Here is a 16,451-nt window from a genome sequence, read left to right on the forward strand (position 1 = left end):
CTTCAGAGATTGATGCCGTGGTCCTCAAAAGAAGAACCAACGGCTGGCTCATTTGTTCATGATATGTTCTAATATAAAGCTAACAGCGCCCCGCGAGTCAATCGAATTGGCGCTCAGTCGGATTCATGAGCAGAATCAAGAGGATTCAAGTGCCATGTACCTCATCACTCTCGACAGCCAGACCGATTTCGAGAGCTGGCGCAAAACCGCCCGCGCGCTCGCACTGCATCAGATCGCGCCGGCCGACGTGACCTGGAGCGTGCAGGGCCGCGCGAAAGAGGCGGTGCCGGCCGGTCTATGCGAAGCGCCAGGCCTTCCGCCGATCGAAACCGACGGCACCTTCAGCGTGCCGGCCAATTTCATCGAGCTCGCCCGCATCGCGGCCCTGCACCGCGACGGTGAACGCTTTGCACTGCTCTATCGCCTGCTGTGGCGGTTGCGGACCGACCACGATCTGCTCGAGACCAGAGCCGATCCGGACGTCGCGCAGGCGACAGCGATGGCCGTCAGCGTGCATCGCGACATGCAGCGGATGCGCGATGTCATTCGCTTCCGCGAGATCGGACGCGAGCACAACGCACATTACGCGGCCTGGTTCGTGCCGGAGCATCACATCGTCGAATTCACCGCCCCCTTCTTCGCGCGCCGTTACGCCGACATGCCCTGGTCGATCCTCACGCCCGACATTTGCGCCCATTGGGATGGCCACGCGATCTCATTCACCCCGGGCATCAGCCAGACGGAGATGCCCGCCCCCAACCGGTTGGAGGAAACCTGGCGCCGCCACTTTCCAGACCACCCGATCACGCCGGAAGCGCCGAAGAAGAGTCACAGGAACCTGTCGAAAGCCTCGATACTTGAACCGCTGCTCGCCGATGCCGAACGCTGGACCGGCGGGTGGATCACCCCGCGGCCGGAGGCTCCGATGAAACGCAAGCTAGCTGCCGATGATCTCGACGCGCTCCGTAAGGAGGCCGCGCATTGCCGCGCCTGTCATCTCTACAAGGATGCAACCCAGACCGTGTTCGGCGAAGGCCCGAAGTCCGCCAACATCATGCTGGTCGGCGAGCAGCCCGGCGACAAGGAAGACCTTGCCGGCCATCCCTTCGTCGGCCCGGCCGGCCAGATGCTCGACCGCGCACTGGAGGAGGCCGGCGTCGATCGCAAGAAGGTCTATGTCACCAACGCGGTCAAACACTTCAAATTCGTGCCACGCGGAAAGGTCCGCCTGCACCAGAAGCCGAATACGCCGGAGATCCGGGCGTGCCGGCAATGGTATGAGCGGGAAGTTTCGGCAATCCAACCCGATCTCATCGTGGCGATGGGCGCCACTGCCGCGCAAAGCGTGTTCGGCAAGATCACGCCCATTGGCAAAAACCGAGGCCGGCTGATCGACCTACCCGACGGGCGCAAGGCTTTGGTGACGGTGCATCCGTCTTATCTGCTGCGGCTGCCCGATCCGGAAACCAAGGTGCTGGAATATCAGCGCTTTGTCGACGATTTGAAGATCGCGGCCGGCTTGCAGAAGAAGGCTGCACGGGCTGCCTAATACTGGCAGCAAAAACGGCCTTCACGCCTTAGTTGTCATCCGGCCTTCAAATCCATCGCGGACAATACCCTTACTTGAAAGTTAAGGGGCGTCCAGACATGACCGATGTTGCATTTGACCGCGCGGTAACAGATCCCGCGCCCGTCCAGCCGGCCTCGCGGCCAAATCTCGACAAGGGCTTCAATCCGCTGACGTTGATCCTGTTCTTCGGCATCCTCGCCGCCGGCCTGCTGTTCGTCGCTTACAGCATCTATGTCGACATCAACGCGACCGGCACGCGGGTGACGACCTACCTGCCCTACATCCTCCTGTTCGTCGCGCTCCTGATCGCGCTCGGCTTCGAATTCGTCAACGGCTTCCACGACACCGCCAATGCGGTGGCGACCGTGATCTATACCCATTCGCTGCCAGCCGAAGTCGCGGTGATGTGGTCGGGCTTCTTCAACTTCCTCGGCGTGCTCTTGTCCTCCGGCGCGGTCGCGTTCGGCATCGTCTCGCTGCTGCCGGTCGAGCTGATCCTCCAGGTCGGCTCCAGCGCCGGCTTCGCCATGGTGTTCGCGCTTCTGATCGCCGCGATCCTGTGGAATCTCGGCACCTGGTTCTTCGGCCTGCCGGCCTCCTCCTCGCACACGCTGATCGGCTCGATCATCGGCGTCGGCGTCGCCAACGCCGTCATGCGCGGCCGCGACGGCACCTCGGGCGTGGATTGGAGCAAGGCGACCGAGATCGGCTACGCGCTGCTGTTGTCGCCGCTGTTCGGATTCATCTGCGCCGCCGTGCTGTTGCTGCTGCTCAAGTTCATCGTGCGCAACCCGGCGCTTTATGCCGCGCCCGAAGGCAACAAGGCGCCGCCGCTGTGGATCCGCGGCCTGCTGATCGCAACCTGCACCGGCGTCAGCTTCGCGCACGGCTCGAACGACGGCCAAAAGGGCATGGGCCTGATCATGCTGATCCTGATCGGCACCGTGCCGACGGCTTACGCTCTCAACCGCGCGCTGCCGGAATCCCAGGTCGCCCAGTTCCAGAAGACCTCCGAGGCCGCCTCCAAGGTGATCTCGGCCAAAGGCGCGGGCCACAGCATCATCGGCGATCCTCGTCCGGCGGTGACGCAGTACATCGCCCTGCACGAGCTCAACGACGGTACCTATCCCTCGCTCGCCGTGCTGGTGAAGGACGTCGGCGATCAGGTTGCCCGATACGGCACGCTGAGCAAGGTACCCGCCGAAGCCGTCGGCAACACCCGCAACGACATGTACCTGACGTCGGAAGCGATCCGTTTCCTGATGAAGGACAAGGCGAACGATCTCAACAAGGATGAGATCGCGGTGCTCAACACCTACAAGGGCTCGCTCGATGCCGCCACGAAGTTCATCCCGAACTGGGTGAAGATCGCGGTCGCCATCGCGCTCGGCCTCGGCACCATGATCGGCTGGAAGCGCATCGTCATCACCGTGGGCGAGAAGATCGGCAAGAGCCATCTCACCTACGCGCAGGGCGCCTCGGCCGAGCTCGTGGCTGCCGCCACGATCGGTGCCGCCGACGTGTTCGGCCTGCCGGTCTCGACCACCCACGTGCTGTCGTCCGGCGTCGCCGGTACCATGGCGGCGAACGGTTCGGGCCTGCAATGGTCGACGATCCGCAACCTGCTGATGGCCTGGGTGCTGACCCTGCCCTGCGCGATCATGCTGTCGGCCACGCTCTACGTGATCTTCTCGCGGATGTTCTAAACTTCTTTCCCTCTCCCCGTTCTTACGGGGAGAGGGTTAGGGTGAGGGGCTGCATCCACAATCACGGAGAGGGATGGACTCGCGGAGAGTCCCCTCACCCGATCGCTTACGCGATCGACCTCTCCCCGCATCCGCCTTCGCCGAGGCTTCGGCGGACAAGAGCGGGCGAGGTGAACTACGACGCAGCCAGCGATTCCTCGACCAGCTTGACCCAATAGGACGTGCCGTAGACAATCGCCTCGTCGTTGAAATTATAAGCGGGGTGATGCAGGCCGGCGCTGTCGCCATTGCCACAGAAGATGAAGGCGCCGGGCCGCGCTTCCAGCATGTAGGCGAAATCCTCGCCACCCATCAGCGGCGGCATCTCGTGCACGTTGGCGTCCCCTGCGACCTGCTTGGCGATGCGCCTTGCCACCTCGGTCTCCGCAGCGTGGTTGTTCACCACCGGATAGTTGCGCTTGTAGCGCAGATCGATCTTGGCACCCGTGATCTGCGCCACGCCTGCCACAACCTCGTGCACGCGCTTCTCGACCAGCTTGCGCACCTCCGGCGACAACGTGCGGATGGTGCCCCTCAGCGTCGCCGTCTGCGGAATGACGTTGCGGGCATTGCCGGCGTGGAATTCACAGATCGAGATCACCGCCGATTCCAAGGGATCGACGCTGCGCGCGACGATCGACTGCAAGGCGGTGATCACTTGCGCGCCGACCAGCACGGAGTCCACGCATTTGTGCGGACGCGCGGCATGGCCGCCGACGCCCTCGATCATGATGTCGACCTCGTCGGTCGCCGCCATGATCGGACCCGGCCGGATTGCGAACGAGCCGATGGGGATGCCCGGGCCGTTATGCATGCCGTAGACCTGCTCGATGCCGAAGCGCTCCATCAGCCCGTCCTTGACCATAGCCGCACCGCCCGCGCCGCCCTCCTCGGCCGGCTGGAAGATCACCACGGCATCGCCGGCGAAATTGCGGGTCTCGGCGAGGTAGCGCGCCGCGCCCAGCAGCATCGCGGTGTGGCCGTCATGGCCGCAGGCGTGCATCTTGCCCGGGGTCTTGGAGGCGTAAGGCAGGTTGGTCTGCTCCTCGACCGGCAGCGCGTCCATGTCGGCGCGCAGGCCGATCACCTTGAGCCCCTCGCCGGCCCGCTTGCTGCCCTTGATTACGCCGACCACGCCGGTCTGGCCAAGGCCAGTCACGACCTCATCGCAGCCGAACTCGCGCAAACGCTCCGCAACGAATGCTGCGGTGCGGTGAACGTCGTACAGCAGCTCCGGATGCTGATGGATGTCCCGGCGCCAGGCCTGAATATCGGGTTGGAGGTCGGCGACGCGGTTCACGATGGGCATGGAGGGTCTCAAGCTTTGTTGGGAATACAGGACTGTCTACCATGCAAGCGCCGGTCCACCTAACTGCCGCGGATCGAGGGTAGCCCTGTCCTCTCGTCATGGCCGGGCTTGTAGCGAGCTTGTCTTCGCCATCCACGTCCGACTATTAGGACAGAAAGCGCTGGAGCCCCGGGACAAGCCCCGGGCATGACGCCTGTTTGGGTGGACGCAGAATGCCAAGACGGCTCGAAGGTGAGTTTGACTACATTGTCGTCGGGGCCGGCACGGCGGGCTGTATCCTCGCGAACCGGCTCTCGGCCGATCCGAAGAACCGTGTCCTCATTCTCGAGGCCGGCGGCGACGACAACTGGATCTGGTTCCACATCCCGGTCGGCTATCTCTTTGCCATCGGCAATCCGCGCTCGGATTGGATGTTCAAGACCGAGGCCGAGCCGGGCCTGAACGGCCGCGCGCTCGCCTATCCCCGCGGCAAGGTGATCGGCGGCTGCTCGTCGATCAACGCCATGATCTCGATGCGCGGACAGGCCGCCGACTACGATCACTGGCGCCAGCTTGGCATGACCGGCTGGGGTTATGACGACGTGCTGCCGCTGTTCAAGCGGCTGGAAGATCACTTCCTGGGCGCGAGCGAGCATCACGGCGCCGGCGGCGGCTGGCGCATCGAGGCACCGCGGTTGTCATGGGCGATTCTGGACGCGGTGGGCGACGCCGCCGAGGAGATGGGCATCAAGCGCATCCCGGATTTCAACACCGGCGACAACGAAGGCACCAGCTATTTCCACGTCAACCAGAAGCGTGGCCGGCGCTGGTCATCGGCGCGCGGCTTCCTCAAGCCCGCGCTGAACCGCCCCAATCTGCGGCTCGAGAAGCATGTGCTGGTCGAGCGTGTCATCATCGAGCAGGGCCGCGCCGTCGGCGTGCGCTTCATCCAGAATGGCGAGATCATCGAGGCACGGGCTAAGCGCGAGGTGATCCTCTCGGCCGGCTCGATCGGCTCGGTGCAAGTGCTGCACCGCTCCGGCATCGGCCCCGCCGACTGGCTGTCGCCGCTCGGCATCGACGTCGTCATGGACAAGTCCGGTGTGGGGCGCAACTTACAGGACCATCTGCAGCAGCGCGCGATCTACAAGGTCGAGGGCGTGCGCACGCTGAACGAGACCTATTACAACCTGTTCCGTCGCGGCCTGATGGGCCTCGACTACGCCTTCCGCCGTCGCGGGCCGCTGACCATGGCGCCGTCACAGCTCGGCATCTTCACGCGCTCGGATGCAACGCGCGCACGCGCCAACATTCAGTTCCACGTGCAGCCGCTATCGCTCGACAAGTTCGGCGATCCGCTGCACCGCTTTCCCGCGATCACGGTGAGCGCGTGCAATCTCCAGCCGACCTCGCGCGGCACCGTGCGCCTCCGTTCGGCGAGCCCGGACGAGAAGCCGATCATCGCGCCGAACTATCTGTCGACCGATGACGACCGCCAGGTCGCCGCCGACGCAATCCGCACCACGCGCCGTCTGATGCAGCAGAAGGCACTGGCAAAGTACCGCCCGCGCGAATATCTGCCCGGTCCCTCGATCGGCAACGACGATGCCTCGCTCGCGAAGGCTGCCGGCGATATCGGCACCACCATCTTCCATCCCGTCGGCACCGCGAAGATGGGCGCGGCGAACGATCCGACGGCGGTGGTCGACGAGCGCCTGCGCTTCTACGGCCTCGGCGGTCTTCGCATCGTCGATGCCTCGATCATGCCGACCATCACCTCGGGTAACACCAATACGCCGACCGCGATGATCGCCGAGAAAGGCGCGACGATGATCTTGGAGGATGCGAAGTAGCATCTTGCCACAATGATCGATCCGCACCGCTTTTCCATCGGCCCGGCCGGCTCCGAGATCGCCATGCTGCAGTGGGGCGAGCGCGGCAAACCGCCCGCCCTCCTTCTGCACGGCACCGGTTTCGTCGCCGACGTCTGGGACGAGGTCGCGCGTGAGCTTGCATCGACCTACACCGTCTATGCGCTCGACCGCCGCGGCCACGGCGCCAGCCACAAGCCCGGCGCATATCACTTCCTCGATTACGCCGACGACGTCTGCCGGGTGATCGATGCGCTGGAGTTGCGCGACATCTACGGCATCGGCCACAGCGCCGGTGCGACGGATTTATTGCTCGCAGCGAAACTTCGGCCCGGCCGTTTCACGCGCCTGTTCGTGATGGAGCCGACCGTGATGGATCCGCGCAAGGCACGCGATGCGTCGGCGGGATTGAGCGAATGGGCCATCGCCGGCATGCAAGGCGTGCTGCGGCGCCAGGCCGAGTTCGACAGTTTTGAGGCGGTCTTCAAGCGCTACCGCGCCGCGCCGGCGTTCGCGGATTGGACCGAGACCTCGCTGTGGGCCTATGTGAAGCACGGCTTCGCGCCTCTGGACAATGGCCGGGTGCGGCTCTGCTGCACGCCAGAGATCGAGTCAGCGATCCTGCGGCCGATCTTCGAGGCAATGGACCAGATCTACACCGGCGACGCCCGCGGAAACCCGTTCGCGTGGCTCATCGAGATCGATTGCCAAGTGCGCGTGACGACCGCCGCGACCTCGGGCGCGATCTACAAGGAGATGGCCCTGCGCGCCGTGTCACTCATTCCGCGCGTCAGCACGCAGGCCTTCGCCGGCATCGGCCATTGCGTTGCGCAGGAAGCGCCGGCCGTCGTGGTGCGGGCTGTGCGGGAATTTTCGGCGTAGCGCTACGACCGCTTGCGAAACCTGAAATCGCAGCAGGCTCCGCCCTCCATGATCGTCTGGCTTCGGGACAGTTCGAGTTCGTCGTTGAAGCCGGCCAGCATGGCATGGTCACGATTGCAGTGGACGCGAATGCCGAGATCAGCGAGACCCAGCTCCTTGTAGAACGCGGCGTATTGGCAGCGCGTAACATTGAAATCGAGGTGATCGTCGGACTCCGAGACCACCTCGACGTCCATGCTGCCGCCGCCCGCCCAGGAGCTCCTGCGCCACGGTTCGCAGCGACGCAGTCGTCTTGCCGTAGGTTGCTGCCCATCTCGCGCCGTCCTCGGCGGCGAGCCTGCGTATCGTTTCGTCAACGACTTCGCGCATTGCGCTTTGACCGAACCGGTCACGCAATACCTGAATGAACGGGATCAGCACGCGCCCTTCGATCTTCCGGCGCTGCAGGTGACTGATAGCAACTTCGCTCGCATCAACCATTGTCGCTCACCTGTTTCATGGTTCGGTGGGAGCTTGTTTCACGCCGCCATCCCCGGATCAAACCAGATCTTCTGACGCGTTGACTTAGATTTTCTATGCCATGAAGATTGGCTGGAGTTTGACAGCCGACCCGAATAACCCGGACGAGATCCCCATCGCACCAGCCCGCCAAGAGGGACGAGGAAACTCGTCTCCCTAACCGGACCTTAGTAACGCCGCCGGATCCAAGCGCGCAGCCCGCTCGGCCGGCAGAAGACCGAAGATAATGCCGATGAGACTGGAGCAGGCGACGGCGACCAGCGCCATCCCTGCGTTGAACTCGACGGGCCAGCCCAACGCGGAGGGCACAACGCGCGTGCAGGCGTAGCCGACAACGAGACCCGACAGGCCGCCGATGGTGCAGAGGAGCACCGCTTCCATCAGAAATTGTTTCCGAATATCTTGTGGCCGGGCGCCAAACGCAAGGCGAATGCCGATCTCATTGAACCGTTCGGTCACCGATACGAGCATGATGTTCATCACGCCGATGCCGCCGACCAGGAGCGAGATTCCCGCAAGCGCGGATACCAGCAACGTGAACTGGCGATAGGTCCGATCGCGCGTCTGGGCGATCTGGATCAGGTTCTGAATCCGGAAATCGTCGTCCTTATTTCCCATGATCTTGTGACGCTGCCGCAGGACGCGGGCAATCGCACCTCCCACCGCTGTCATTGACTGGGTGGAATTGGTCTTCACCAGAATTGTATGCACGGCATCCGGATTGGCCTGACTCCGTCCGGTGGCGAAGATTCTTGCGGACGACAGGGGAATGAAGATGACGTCGTCCTGGTCGCGGCCGGTGAAGTCCTGCCCCTTCTCGGCAAGCACCCCAATCACGACATATGAAGTGCGGTCGATACGGATGAAGCGGCCGAGCGGATCGCTATCGCGGAACAGTTCGCGCGCGACCGTACCTCCGATCACCGCGATCTTTGCGACTGATGCAACCTGATCCTGATTGAATAGTTGCCCCTCCCCTATTCGCCACCCACGGGCTTCAAAAAACTCCGGGGTCACGCCGGCAACAAGGGTTGACCAATTCAAGTCTCTCGCGATGACCGTCTTTTGTCCGCCCACGAATGGCGCCGCAATGACAACGTCGGATACCTCGCGAGCAACCGCGAGCGCATCGGTTGTCGTCAGCGACAGGACGGTGCCCGCCTGCTGTCGCACGCCTTGCGCGTTTTGCGCACCGGGCTGCACCAGCAATAGATTCGATCCAAGCGAATTGATCTGTCTCGAAATCTCGGCACGCGCCCCTTCCGCCACGGCGACCACGATCAGCACGGCGGCAATGCCGATGACAATGCCCGTTATCGCGAGAACAGAGCGCAATATGTGCGCACGTATCGACTGAAACGCCAGATAGACGTAGCCGAGCGATCGCATCAAACCTCCGCGATGATCGAAGTTGAGGACGTGCCGAGAGATATCGAGTTCGCCGACGATTGCGCCGTCCCGGAGCCTGATCGTGCGCTGCGCGCGCCCCGCGACTTCGGCGTCGTGGGTTACAAGCATGACCGTGAGGCCGCCACGCCGGAGTTCGGCAAGTATCGAGAGGATAGTATCGCGTGTGCTCGTATCGAGTGCCCCGGTCGGCTCGTCGGCCAAGAGAAGGTCGGGTTCGTTGACGATCGCACGCGCGACGGCGAACTCGCTGCTGCTCACCGCCCGAGAGCTGGCCAGGCATATGCTGCATCCTACTGCCGAGACCGACCCGCTCGAGCGCAACGCGTGCCCTTGCGATCGGATTGCGCAGCCCGTCACGCCGATAGAATAACGGCAACCCTACATTCTCGAGGGCGGTCAGGCGTGGCAACAGATTGAAGTTCTGAAACACAAAGCCGAAGCGCCGGTTTCGCAGTTCGCTCAACCGCCGCCTTGACTGCGCAAGTACATCCTGACCGTGAAGGAAGTATCCTCCGGAGGAGGGTCGATCGAGGCAGCCTATGATCGAAAGCAAGGTGGATTTTCCCGATCCGGACGGGCCCACGACGGCAACGAACTCTCCCGGATCGATTTGCATGGTTATGTCCGACAGCGCGTGAACGCTTTGGCTGCCGAGCCGGTGCCGCTTGTGGATATGGTCCAGGATGACGAGCGATGTCATGGCTTGCTACGATAACCGATGGCGACCCGCTGACCTATTTGGACGTCGTCCGACAGGATCTGGGTCAGAGAGTCGCTGGTGGCGCCCAATGAGACCGAGGCTGGGTCCAGATGGCCGGACTTCGTACGGACCCAGATCACTCCCTGTCCGGGGCCGCGATCGGTTGCGCCGTCCCGCACCGGCCGAAAGCTGAGTGCGGCATTGGGAACAACCATCACATCGTGTTGCTCCTGAACCACGATGCGAACATCAGCCGTCATCCCGGGAAGCAGCAGATCTTCTGGATTGGGCGCCGAAATCATCACGGTGTAGGTCACCACGTTTTGTACCATCCGTGCTGCCTTTCGGACCTCGAGTACGCGGCCCTCGAAGGTCCGTCCCGGATAGGAATCGACACTGAACAGCGCACGCTGGCCGGTTCGCACCGCGCCGATGTCGGCCTCGCTGACGGACGCACTGACGCGCATGTCCGACAGATCCCGCGCGATGGTAAAGAGGGTCGGCGCCTGGAGGCTTGCAGCCACTGTCTGGCCAAGCTCGACGCTGCGCCGGATGACTATTCCATCGATCGGCGACTTGACGGTGCTTCGTTCGAGATCAAGTCGAGCCCGTTCGAGGGAGGCACGCGCAACCATCGCACCGGCCGCGCGTACCTGCACGCGCGCCTGCGCCGCAGACAATTCAGCGCCGAGCGAGCGAGCCGTCATCTGCGCTCGCTCGGCGTCGCGTTGCGAAACACTGCCGTTCTTGCTGAGTGAGCTCTTGACCTGAAGATCGCGCAACGCGTCATCGTAGTGCGCCTGCGCGCCATCGACGGCTGCCTTGGCCTCCTCGTGTTGTGCGAGCGCGACGGTGAGCGCGGCTTCTGCTTCCTTGACCAAGACTTCGAAAGTGGCGCTGTCGAGTGCAGCAAGGGGCTCGCCGGCCCGAACGATGGAATTGTGGTCGGCCATCAGCTTGGCGACCTGCCCCGAAAGCTGCGAGCTGACCTCGACGGTATCAACGGCTTCGAGCGTTCCGGCAGCGGTGATGTTCTGAATGACGTTGTCGCGGGCAATGCTAACATAGCGCAGATCATCATGGTCGCCGCCGGCAGCTGTGAGCGAGCTGTCCGGAGCCCACAAGGGATAGGCAGCGGCAACCACGCAGCCCCCCAATGCTGCGCGCATCAGAAGGCTTCGGGGCGATGTCAATTGATTATCCGTGCGAATGATAATTTCGCCGCATTAGCTCTTGCGGCGCTCCACGCTGAACGTTGCCCCTCGTTGACGATGCCGCAGGCGGCGTGATCAGACCAGAAGAGCTGAGACTGAACGCGCCGCTTCTGGCCCGCCCCGAAGCGATCGCAGTGGCTGGATTAGGGCACCGAAGGGCTGCCCGTCGGCACAGTCTTCGTCCCGCTCTGCGCTGGCGGAGGCGTTTTAAGCAGCTTTACCCCGGTCGTCGTATCCGTTGCCGGGACGGTATGGTCCTCGCCCTGAAATACGCTGCCTTGACCTGGGACTTCGTCACCCGGTCGACCCGGATTGTTGAGTTCATTCAGGAATGGTTGGCTTTCTTGGCCGGGGGTGTTCGACAGTCCGCCCGCAGCCACGGCGGTGAACAGATGGTCTGCTGCATAGCTCGGGCAAGAGACTGCAAGCAGTGATGCGCCTGCCGCAAGGATCGCAAGTGTTCTCATCATCATCAACTCCTCTTCAGTTGCGTTCGCCAAGGCGTCAAACTCGGCAGCCTGCGTCATTGGCGAACCTTGAATGCAGTTGATCTCCAGCTGTTCCTATTCTTGCGATGCGAGCTCACCTTCGAACGAGTTAGTTTCTGACACCGAAGTCAGTCTCGTCGATTCGCGGATGATTGCTGCGACTGAACGCTGCATCCTGATCGTTGCGTAAGCACCAAGAAACGACGGCCCGGCAACGGCTTCCACAGCGCGAGATGGTTGCTCAGCTGCGCCACCATTGGCGTCCGCGGTGCGGAGACCACCTGTTTCGGGGTAAACCGGTTCTCGGAAACGTGATTAGCCGGTCCCGATCCATTTTATCTGGAGTCCGGGAATAAACCCGCCCCTCTCCCGATCACCTCCCGGCAAGCCCAATTCCGGGCCAGAGGAGATGCGCGATGAGCGGACACGACCATGGCGAAGACGGCGTCAGCCGCCGCAAGGTGCTGGAATGCATGACCTGGGCCGGCACCGGGGTGCTCTGGACCATCACCGGCGGGGTGCCGCGCTCGCTGGGCATCATCGATTCGGCGCAAGCCGCGACCGCGGCTGCGCCCGGCATGATCTTCCTCCAGATCAGCGACAGCCATGTCGGCTTCGACAAGCCGGCCAATCCCAACGCGCTCGGCACGCTGGAGGAAGCCGTGGGTAAGATCAACGCAATGCCGGCCAAGCCGTCCTTCATGATCCACACCGGCGACATCACCCATTTGTCGAAGGTCACCGAGTTCGATGACGCCGAGCGCATCATCTCGCAGACCAAGCTCGACGTGCACTACGTGCCGGGTGAGCACGACTTCATCGACGAGGAGGTAAAGCTCTATCGCGAACGCTACGGCCGCGGCACCAAGGGGCACGGCTGGTATTCCTTCGACGCCGGCGGCGTGCACTTCATCGGCCTCGTCAATGTCGTCGACCTCAAGGCTGGCGGCCTCGGCAATCTCGGCGCCGAGCAGCTCGCCTGGCTCGAAGACGATCTGCGCGGCAAGTCGAAATCGACGCCGATCGTGCTGTTCGCCCACATCCCGCTTTGGACCGTCTACCCGCAATGGGGCTGGGGCACCGAGGATGGTGGCCGCGCACTGGAATATGTCAAGGGTTTTGGCTCGGTCACCGTGCTCAACGGGCACATCCATCAGGTGATGCAGAAGGTCGAGGGCAACGTCACCTTCCACACCGCGCGCTCGACCGCCTTCCCGCAGCCGGCGCCGGGGGCCGCTCCCTCGCCCGGGCCGATGAAGGTCGAGGACGCTCGACTCCGGTCCATGCTCGGCGTTGCTAGCATCAACTTCAAGCAGAACGAGCAGCGCCTCGCCATCATCGATACGCCGCTCCAGGGCTGAGAGAAAGGCTGATCATGAAGACACTTAATCGCCGCGACTTCGGTATCGACTTCGGTCTCGCTTTGGTCGCGGCCATCCTGCTGCCCGCAACGGCTGCCCGCGCTGACGAGACGGAGGTGCACATCGACAATTTCGTCTTCCAGCCGGCCGAGCTCAAGATCAAGGTCGGCACCACCGTGACCTGGACCAACCGGGACGACATTCCGCACACCATCGTGTCGGCCGGCAAGTTCAGGTCCAAGACCCTGGACACCGACGACAAGTTCTCGTTCACCTTCACCAATGCGGGCGATTACAAATATTTTTGTTCGTTGCATCCGCACATGACGGGGATGATCAAGGTTGAGTAACATCTCGAGCCGAGACATCAACGTCTTGCCCGGCCGGTGGTCCCACGCCGGCCGGGCTCGGACGTCTTCGATCACGGCAAAAGAAGAAGCAAAGCAAGAGGCAAAGCGAGGAGCGATGCCCGCGACCGACGATTTGCAGAAGGCGCAGCGCTTCCGCGAAGCGGCACTGCCCCATCTTGACGACGTCTACACGCTCGCGCGCTACCTCCTGCGCGATGCCTCCGACGCCGAGGATGCGGTGCAGGAGTGCTATCTGCGCGCGCTGAAGCACTTTGACAGTTATCGCGGACCGGCGATGAAACCCTGGCTGTTCGCGATCCTGCGCAACGTCTGCAACGCAGAATATGCGCGGCGGGCGCACAGGCCCAGCGCGATCGAGGATACACCCGGCGCCGCGGAGCAGACGCCGATCTGGCAGGAGAGCGAGGCAAGCCCGGAAACCGAAGTGCTGCGCAGCCGCGATGCCGGCGCGATCCGCAAGCTGATCGACACGCTCGCCGAACCGTTCAAGGAGACCTTCGTGCTGCGGGAGATCAACAACCTGTCCTATCGTGAAATCGCCGAGACGGTCGGTGCGCCCATCGGCACCGTGATGTCCCGCCTCGCCCGCGCGCGCGCGATGCTGCGGGCGGCCTGGACGGCGGAAGAGGAGCAAGCAAGATGACCTGCGACGAAGCAAGAATCCTGCTTCACGCGCTGCTCGACAATGAGCTCGACGCCGGCCACGCGCGCGAGGTCGAAGCGCACATCGCCAGCTGCCCGACCTGCGCCGCCGAGCTCGCCGCGCAGCGCGAGATGCAGCACGTGCTCGCCGACACCGATTTGCGCTACACCGCGCCCGCGAGCCTCCGCGCTCGGATCGAGGCGTCACTGCCGCAAGCACAGCACCAACCAACTCGCCGCTCCTTGCTGCGCGGCTTTGCAATGGGCTCGGCCGTCTCCGCGCTCGCCGCCTCAGGCGTCGTCGCATTGGTGCTGCGCCAGGACGACCAGCAGCGCATCCTGTCGGAGGTCGTCTCCGCGCATCTGCGCTCGCTCCAGGCCGGCCACCTCACCGACGTGATTTCGACCGACCAGCACACGGTCAAGCCGTGGTTCAACGGCAAGCTCGACGTCGCCCCGCCCGTGATCGATCTCACCGCGCAGGGTTTTACGCTGGTCGGCGGCCGGCTCGACTACATCGACGCGCGCGCCATCGGTGCGGTCGTCTACCGGCGCCGGCAGCACGTCATCAACCTGTTCGTATCGCAGACATCGAACGTGGAATATCGCGCGCCGAAGACCGAGACCATGCAAGGCTTCAACTGCCGCCGCTGGGGCAATCGCGGCCTGAATTTCTGGGCCGTCAGCGATATCGCCGCCGACGAGCTCGCCGAGTTCGTCGACAAGTTCGAGGCGGCGATGAAGGCGAATGCGGAGGGGTAGATTCACCCCGCACCGTCATTGCGAGGAGCGAAGCGACGAAGCAATCCAGACTGCCTCCGCCGAGATAGTCTGGATTGCTTCGCTTCGCTCGCAATGACGAATGCCGAGATGGCTCGGCCAAAAATCAGGCCGACCGTCTCACCGCGTTGTCGACCAGGGTCTTGCCAAGCGACCAGATCGCACCGGGGACCTTGTGGCTGCCGGCGATGACATCATCGAAGGCGCGCTCGATCCAGCTGCAGTCTTCCTCGGTGATGGTGAGCGGCGGCAGCAGCTTGATGGTGTGACTGCCATGGCCGGCGACCTGGGTCAGGATCTTGTGATCCTTGAACAGCGGCACCGTGATGAGCTGGCAGAACAGGCCCTTGTTGGCGGTCTCCAGCACGTTCCAGGAGGCGCGCAGGCGCAGCGATTTCGGCGGGCCGAACTCGATGCCGATCATCAGACCCTTGCCGCGGACTTCCTTCAACAGTTCGTAGCCGGGCACCATGCGCGTCAGCGCCAGGCGCAGCTCGGCGCCGCGCTTGGCGGCGGACTCGATCAGCTTCTCGGACTCCATCACGTCGAGCGTGGCGATGCCCGCAGCCATCGCGAGGTCATTCTTGGAGAAGGTGGAGCCGTGCACCACCGCACGGTCCATCTGGTTGAAGATCTTGTCGAAGATGGCCTTGCGCGTCAGCACCGCGCCAACCGGCACGTGGCCGCCGGACAGCGACTTCGACAGCAGCACAATGTCGGGCTCGACGTTCCAGTGCTCGACCGCAAGGAAGCGGCCGGTGCGGCCCATACCGGTCTGGATCTCGTCGGCGACGAACAGCGTGCCGTATTTCTTGCAGAGCGCTGCCGCGCCGGGCAGGAACTCGTCGGTGGGCATGTTGACGCCCTTGCCCTGGATCGGCTCGACGACGAAGGCCGCGACCTCGCGTGAGGCCAGCGCCTTTTCCAACGCGGCCAGATCGTTGAACGGGATCGGGGTGCAGCCCGGCAGCAACGGCTCGAAACCGGTGCGGAAGTTCGAATCGCCCGTGAGCGACAGCGCACCATAGGTCAGACCGTGATAGCCGTGGGCGCAATAGACGATGCCGGGACGGCCGGTCGCGCCGCGCGCGAATTTGATCGCTGCCTCGACGCATTCAGCGCCGGAATTGGCGAAGAACGCCTTGTCGAGATAGGGGACGTATTTCAGAAGGCGCTCGGCGAGCACGCCGGCGAGCGTCGAGACGTCGAACTGGACGAGGTTCGGCAGGTCGGCATCGAGTACGCTCTTGAGCGCCTCGCGCATAACGGGATGATTTCGCCCGATCGCAAACACGCCGAATCCGGACAACAGGTCGAGATAGCGCGCGCCCTCGCGGTCGTAGAGGTACTGCCCCTGCCCCTTCTGGAAGCCGACATCGTAGCCGATGGTCTTGAGAACCCGAACGAACTGCTCGTTCAGATACCGATTATGCAGGGCGCTGCGCTGGGCCTGACGGTCCGCGAAGAGCTCAGACATGTCTGGATTTGGACTGTGCATCCGCTACATACTTCGGTTGAGGGCCGTCTAGTCAACTGAAAACGGACCGCTATCGAAACGGTCTGTGCGGCCTTTTGCCCTTTTTCGGACCATCTTCGCAAGCACAGCTTTA

At 63.3% G+C, this 16,451-nt stretch carries 15 protein-coding genes and 1 pseudogene; 9 read left to right on the top strand and 7 right to left on the bottom strand.

What is annotated here, in order from left to right:
* Positions 1–154: 154 nt before the first annotated feature.
* Together ACSKB8_RS39325 and ACSKB8_RS39330 are read left to right on the top strand one after the other, a co-directional pair.
* Entirely contained in the window at positions 155–1,549 is a 1,395-nt protein-coding gene (locus ACSKB8_RS39325; RefSeq protein ID WP_438109841.1) for a UdgX family uracil-DNA binding protein, read from the top strand.
* Between the two features lie 98 nt (positions 1,550–1,647).
* A complete protein-coding gene (locus ACSKB8_RS39330) occupies positions 1,648–3,276 on the top strand; it encodes an inorganic phosphate transporter (protein ID WP_128944816.1) in 1,629 nt (542 codons plus the stop codon).
* 175 nt (positions 3,277–3,451) lie between these two features.
* Here ACSKB8_RS39330 and ACSKB8_RS39335 read toward each other — a convergent pair whose 3' ends face one another.
* Complete coding sequence (locus ACSKB8_RS39335) at positions 3,452–4,624, bottom strand: M20 aminoacylase family protein (protein ID WP_438109843.1); 1,173 nt, start codon at positions 4,622–4,624, stop codon at positions 3,452–3,454.
* A gap of 212 nt (positions 4,625–4,836) precedes the next feature.
* On the opposite strand from ACSKB8_RS39335, the gene ACSKB8_RS39340 reads away from it, so the two are divergent.
* Positions 4,837–6,456 carry a GMC family oxidoreductase gene (locus ACSKB8_RS39340; RefSeq protein ID WP_438109845.1) on the top strand — a complete coding sequence of 540 codons (1,620 nt, stop codon included), beginning with the start codon at positions 4,837–4,839 and terminating at the stop codon, positions 6,454–6,456.
* Positions 6,457–6,468: 12 nt separating this feature from the next.
* Complete coding sequence (locus tag ACSKB8_RS39345; RefSeq protein WP_438109847.1) at positions 6,469–7,356, top strand: alpha/beta fold hydrolase; 888 nt, start codon at positions 6,469–6,471, stop codon at positions 7,354–7,356.
* Between the two features lie 2 nt (positions 7,357–7,358).
* On the opposite strand, the gene ACSKB8_RS39350 is transcribed toward ACSKB8_RS39345, so the two are convergent.
* Complete coding sequence (locus ACSKB8_RS39350) at positions 7,359–7,592, bottom strand: L-2-amino-thiazoline-4-carboxylic acid hydrolase (RefSeq protein ID WP_438109849.1); 234 nt, start codon at positions 7,590–7,592, stop codon at positions 7,359–7,361.
* Between ACSKB8_RS39350 and ACSKB8_RS39355 the strand changes: the two genes are divergently transcribed.
* Positions 7,591–7,911, top strand: a complete 321-nt coding sequence (locus ACSKB8_RS39355; RefSeq protein ID WP_438109850.1) for a hypothetical protein — start codon at positions 7,591–7,593, stop codon at positions 7,909–7,911. The two genes, ACSKB8_RS39350 and ACSKB8_RS39355, sit on opposite strands and share 2 nt — an antisense overlap.
* A 120-nt stretch (positions 7,912–8,031) precedes the next feature.
* Here the strand turns inward: ACSKB8_RS39355 and ACSKB8_RS39360 are convergent, their stop codons facing one another.
* The 4 genes and pseudogenes from ACSKB8_RS39360 to ACSKB8_RS39375 form a co-directional block, all read right to left on the bottom strand.
* Positions 8,032–9,543 (bottom strand): ABC transporter permease, encoded by a 1,512-nt coding sequence (locus tag ACSKB8_RS39360; RefSeq protein WP_438109852.1) that lies wholly within the window; start codon positions 9,541–9,543, stop codon positions 8,032–8,034.
* 43 nt (positions 9,544–9,586) lie between these two features.
* Positions 9,587–9,985, bottom strand: a pseudogene (locus ACSKB8_RS39365) (ABC transporter ATP-binding protein); the annotation flags it as partial.
* Positions 9,982–11,154: an efflux RND transporter periplasmic adaptor subunit gene (locus ACSKB8_RS39370; protein WP_438109854.1), complete on the bottom strand. Its 1,173-nt coding sequence runs from the start codon at positions 11,152–11,154 to the stop codon at positions 9,982–9,984. The pseudogene ACSKB8_RS39365 and the gene ACSKB8_RS39370, both read right to left, overlap by 4 nt.
* A 188-nt stretch (positions 11,155–11,342) precedes the next feature.
* Positions 11,343–11,726 carry a hypothetical protein gene (locus tag ACSKB8_RS39375; RefSeq protein WP_438109856.1) on the bottom strand — a complete coding sequence of 128 codons (384 nt, stop codon included), beginning with the start codon at positions 11,724–11,726 and terminating at the stop codon, positions 11,343–11,345.
* A 377-nt stretch (positions 11,727–12,103) separates the two neighbouring features.
* On the opposite strand from ACSKB8_RS39375, the gene ACSKB8_RS39380 reads away from it, so the two are divergent.
* The 4 genes from ACSKB8_RS39380 to ACSKB8_RS39395 all read left to right on the top strand — a co-directional run bounded on the left by ACSKB8_RS39380 (position 12,104) and on the right by ACSKB8_RS39395 (position 14,823).
* Positions 12,104–13,048, top strand: a complete 945-nt coding sequence (locus ACSKB8_RS39380; protein WP_438109858.1) for a metallophosphoesterase family protein — start codon at positions 12,104–12,106, stop codon at positions 13,046–13,048.
* A gap of 14 nt (positions 13,049–13,062) precedes the next feature.
* Positions 13,063–13,398, top strand: coding sequence for a cupredoxin domain-containing protein (locus ACSKB8_RS39385; protein ID WP_438109859.1), 336 nt, complete (start codon positions 13,063–13,065; stop codon positions 13,396–13,398).
* Positions 13,399–13,513: 115 nt separating this feature from the next.
* Positions 13,514–14,062 carry a sigma-70 family RNA polymerase sigma factor gene (locus tag ACSKB8_RS39390; protein WP_164939366.1) on the top strand — a complete coding sequence of 183 codons (549 nt, stop codon included), beginning with the start codon at positions 13,514–13,516 and terminating at the stop codon, positions 14,060–14,062.
* A complete protein-coding gene (locus ACSKB8_RS39395; RefSeq protein ID WP_438109861.1) occupies positions 14,059–14,823 on the top strand; it encodes an anti-sigma factor family protein in 765 nt (254 codons plus the stop codon). The genes ACSKB8_RS39390 and ACSKB8_RS39395 overlap by 4 nt, the downstream gene beginning before the upstream one ends.
* 124 nt (positions 14,824–14,947) lie before the next feature.
* On the opposite strand, the gene hpnO is transcribed toward ACSKB8_RS39395, so the two are convergent.
* Positions 14,948–16,339, bottom strand: a complete 1,392-nt coding sequence (gene hpnO / locus ACSKB8_RS39400; protein ID WP_091890735.1) for an aminobacteriohopanetriol synthase HpnO — start codon at positions 16,337–16,339, stop codon at positions 14,948–14,950.
* Between the last annotated feature and the right edge of the window lie 112 nt (positions 16,340–16,451).

Origin of the sequence: Bradyrhizobium sp. BR 1432 (assembly GCF_051547705.1) — a bacterium.
Classification (GTDB): Bacteria; Pseudomonadota; Alphaproteobacteria; order Rhizobiales; family Xanthobacteraceae; genus Bradyrhizobium; species Bradyrhizobium zhanjiangense.

Excerpts from the sequence above, each read along its gene's own strand:
- ACSKB8_RS39325 (WP_438109841.1), top strand. The coding sequence starts at position 155 with ATGTACCTCATCACTCTCGACAGCCAGACCGATTTCGAGAGCTGGCGC.
- ACSKB8_RS39330 (WP_128944816.1), top strand. The coding sequence starts at position 1,648 with ATGACCGATGTTGCATTTGACCGCGCGGTAACAGATCCCGCGCCCGTC.
- ACSKB8_RS39335 (WP_438109843.1), bottom strand. The coding sequence starts at position 4,624 with ATGCCCATCGTGAACCGCGTCGCCGACCTCCAACCCGATATTCAGGCC.
- ACSKB8_RS39340 (WP_438109845.1), top strand. The coding sequence starts at position 4,837 with ATGCCAAGACGGCTCGAAGGTGAGTTTGACTACATTGTCGTCGGGGCC.
- ACSKB8_RS39345 (WP_438109847.1), top strand. The coding sequence starts at position 6,469 with ATGATCGATCCGCACCGCTTTTCCATCGGCCCGGCCGGCTCCGAGATC.
- ACSKB8_RS39355 (WP_438109850.1), top strand. The coding sequence starts at position 7,591 with ATGCTGCCGCCGCCCGCCCAGGAGCTCCTGCGCCACGGTTCGCAGCGA.
- ACSKB8_RS39350 (WP_438109849.1), bottom strand. The coding sequence starts at position 7,592 with ATGGACGTCGAGGTGGTCTCGGAGTCCGACGATCACCTCGATTTCAAT.
- ACSKB8_RS39370 (WP_438109854.1), bottom strand. The coding sequence starts at position 11,154 with ATGCGCGCAGCATTGGGGGGCTGCGTGGTTGCCGCTGCCTATCCCTTG.
- ACSKB8_RS39375 (WP_438109856.1), bottom strand. The coding sequence starts at position 11,726 with ATGACGCAGGCTGCCGAGTTTGACGCCTTGGCGAACGCAACTGAAGAG.
- ACSKB8_RS39380 (WP_438109858.1), top strand. The coding sequence starts at position 12,104 with ATGAGCGGACACGACCATGGCGAAGACGGCGTCAGCCGCCGCAAGGTG.
- ACSKB8_RS39385 (WP_438109859.1), top strand. The coding sequence starts at position 13,063 with ATGAAGACACTTAATCGCCGCGACTTCGGTATCGACTTCGGTCTCGCT.
- ACSKB8_RS39390 (WP_164939366.1), top strand. The coding sequence starts at position 13,514 with ATGCCCGCGACCGACGATTTGCAGAAGGCGCAGCGCTTCCGCGAAGCG.
- ACSKB8_RS39395 (WP_438109861.1), top strand. The coding sequence starts at position 14,059 with ATGACCTGCGACGAAGCAAGAATCCTGCTTCACGCGCTGCTCGACAAT.
- hpnO (WP_091890735.1), bottom strand. The coding sequence starts at position 16,339 with ATGCACAGTCCAAATCCAGACATGTCTGAGCTCTTCGCGGACCGTCAG.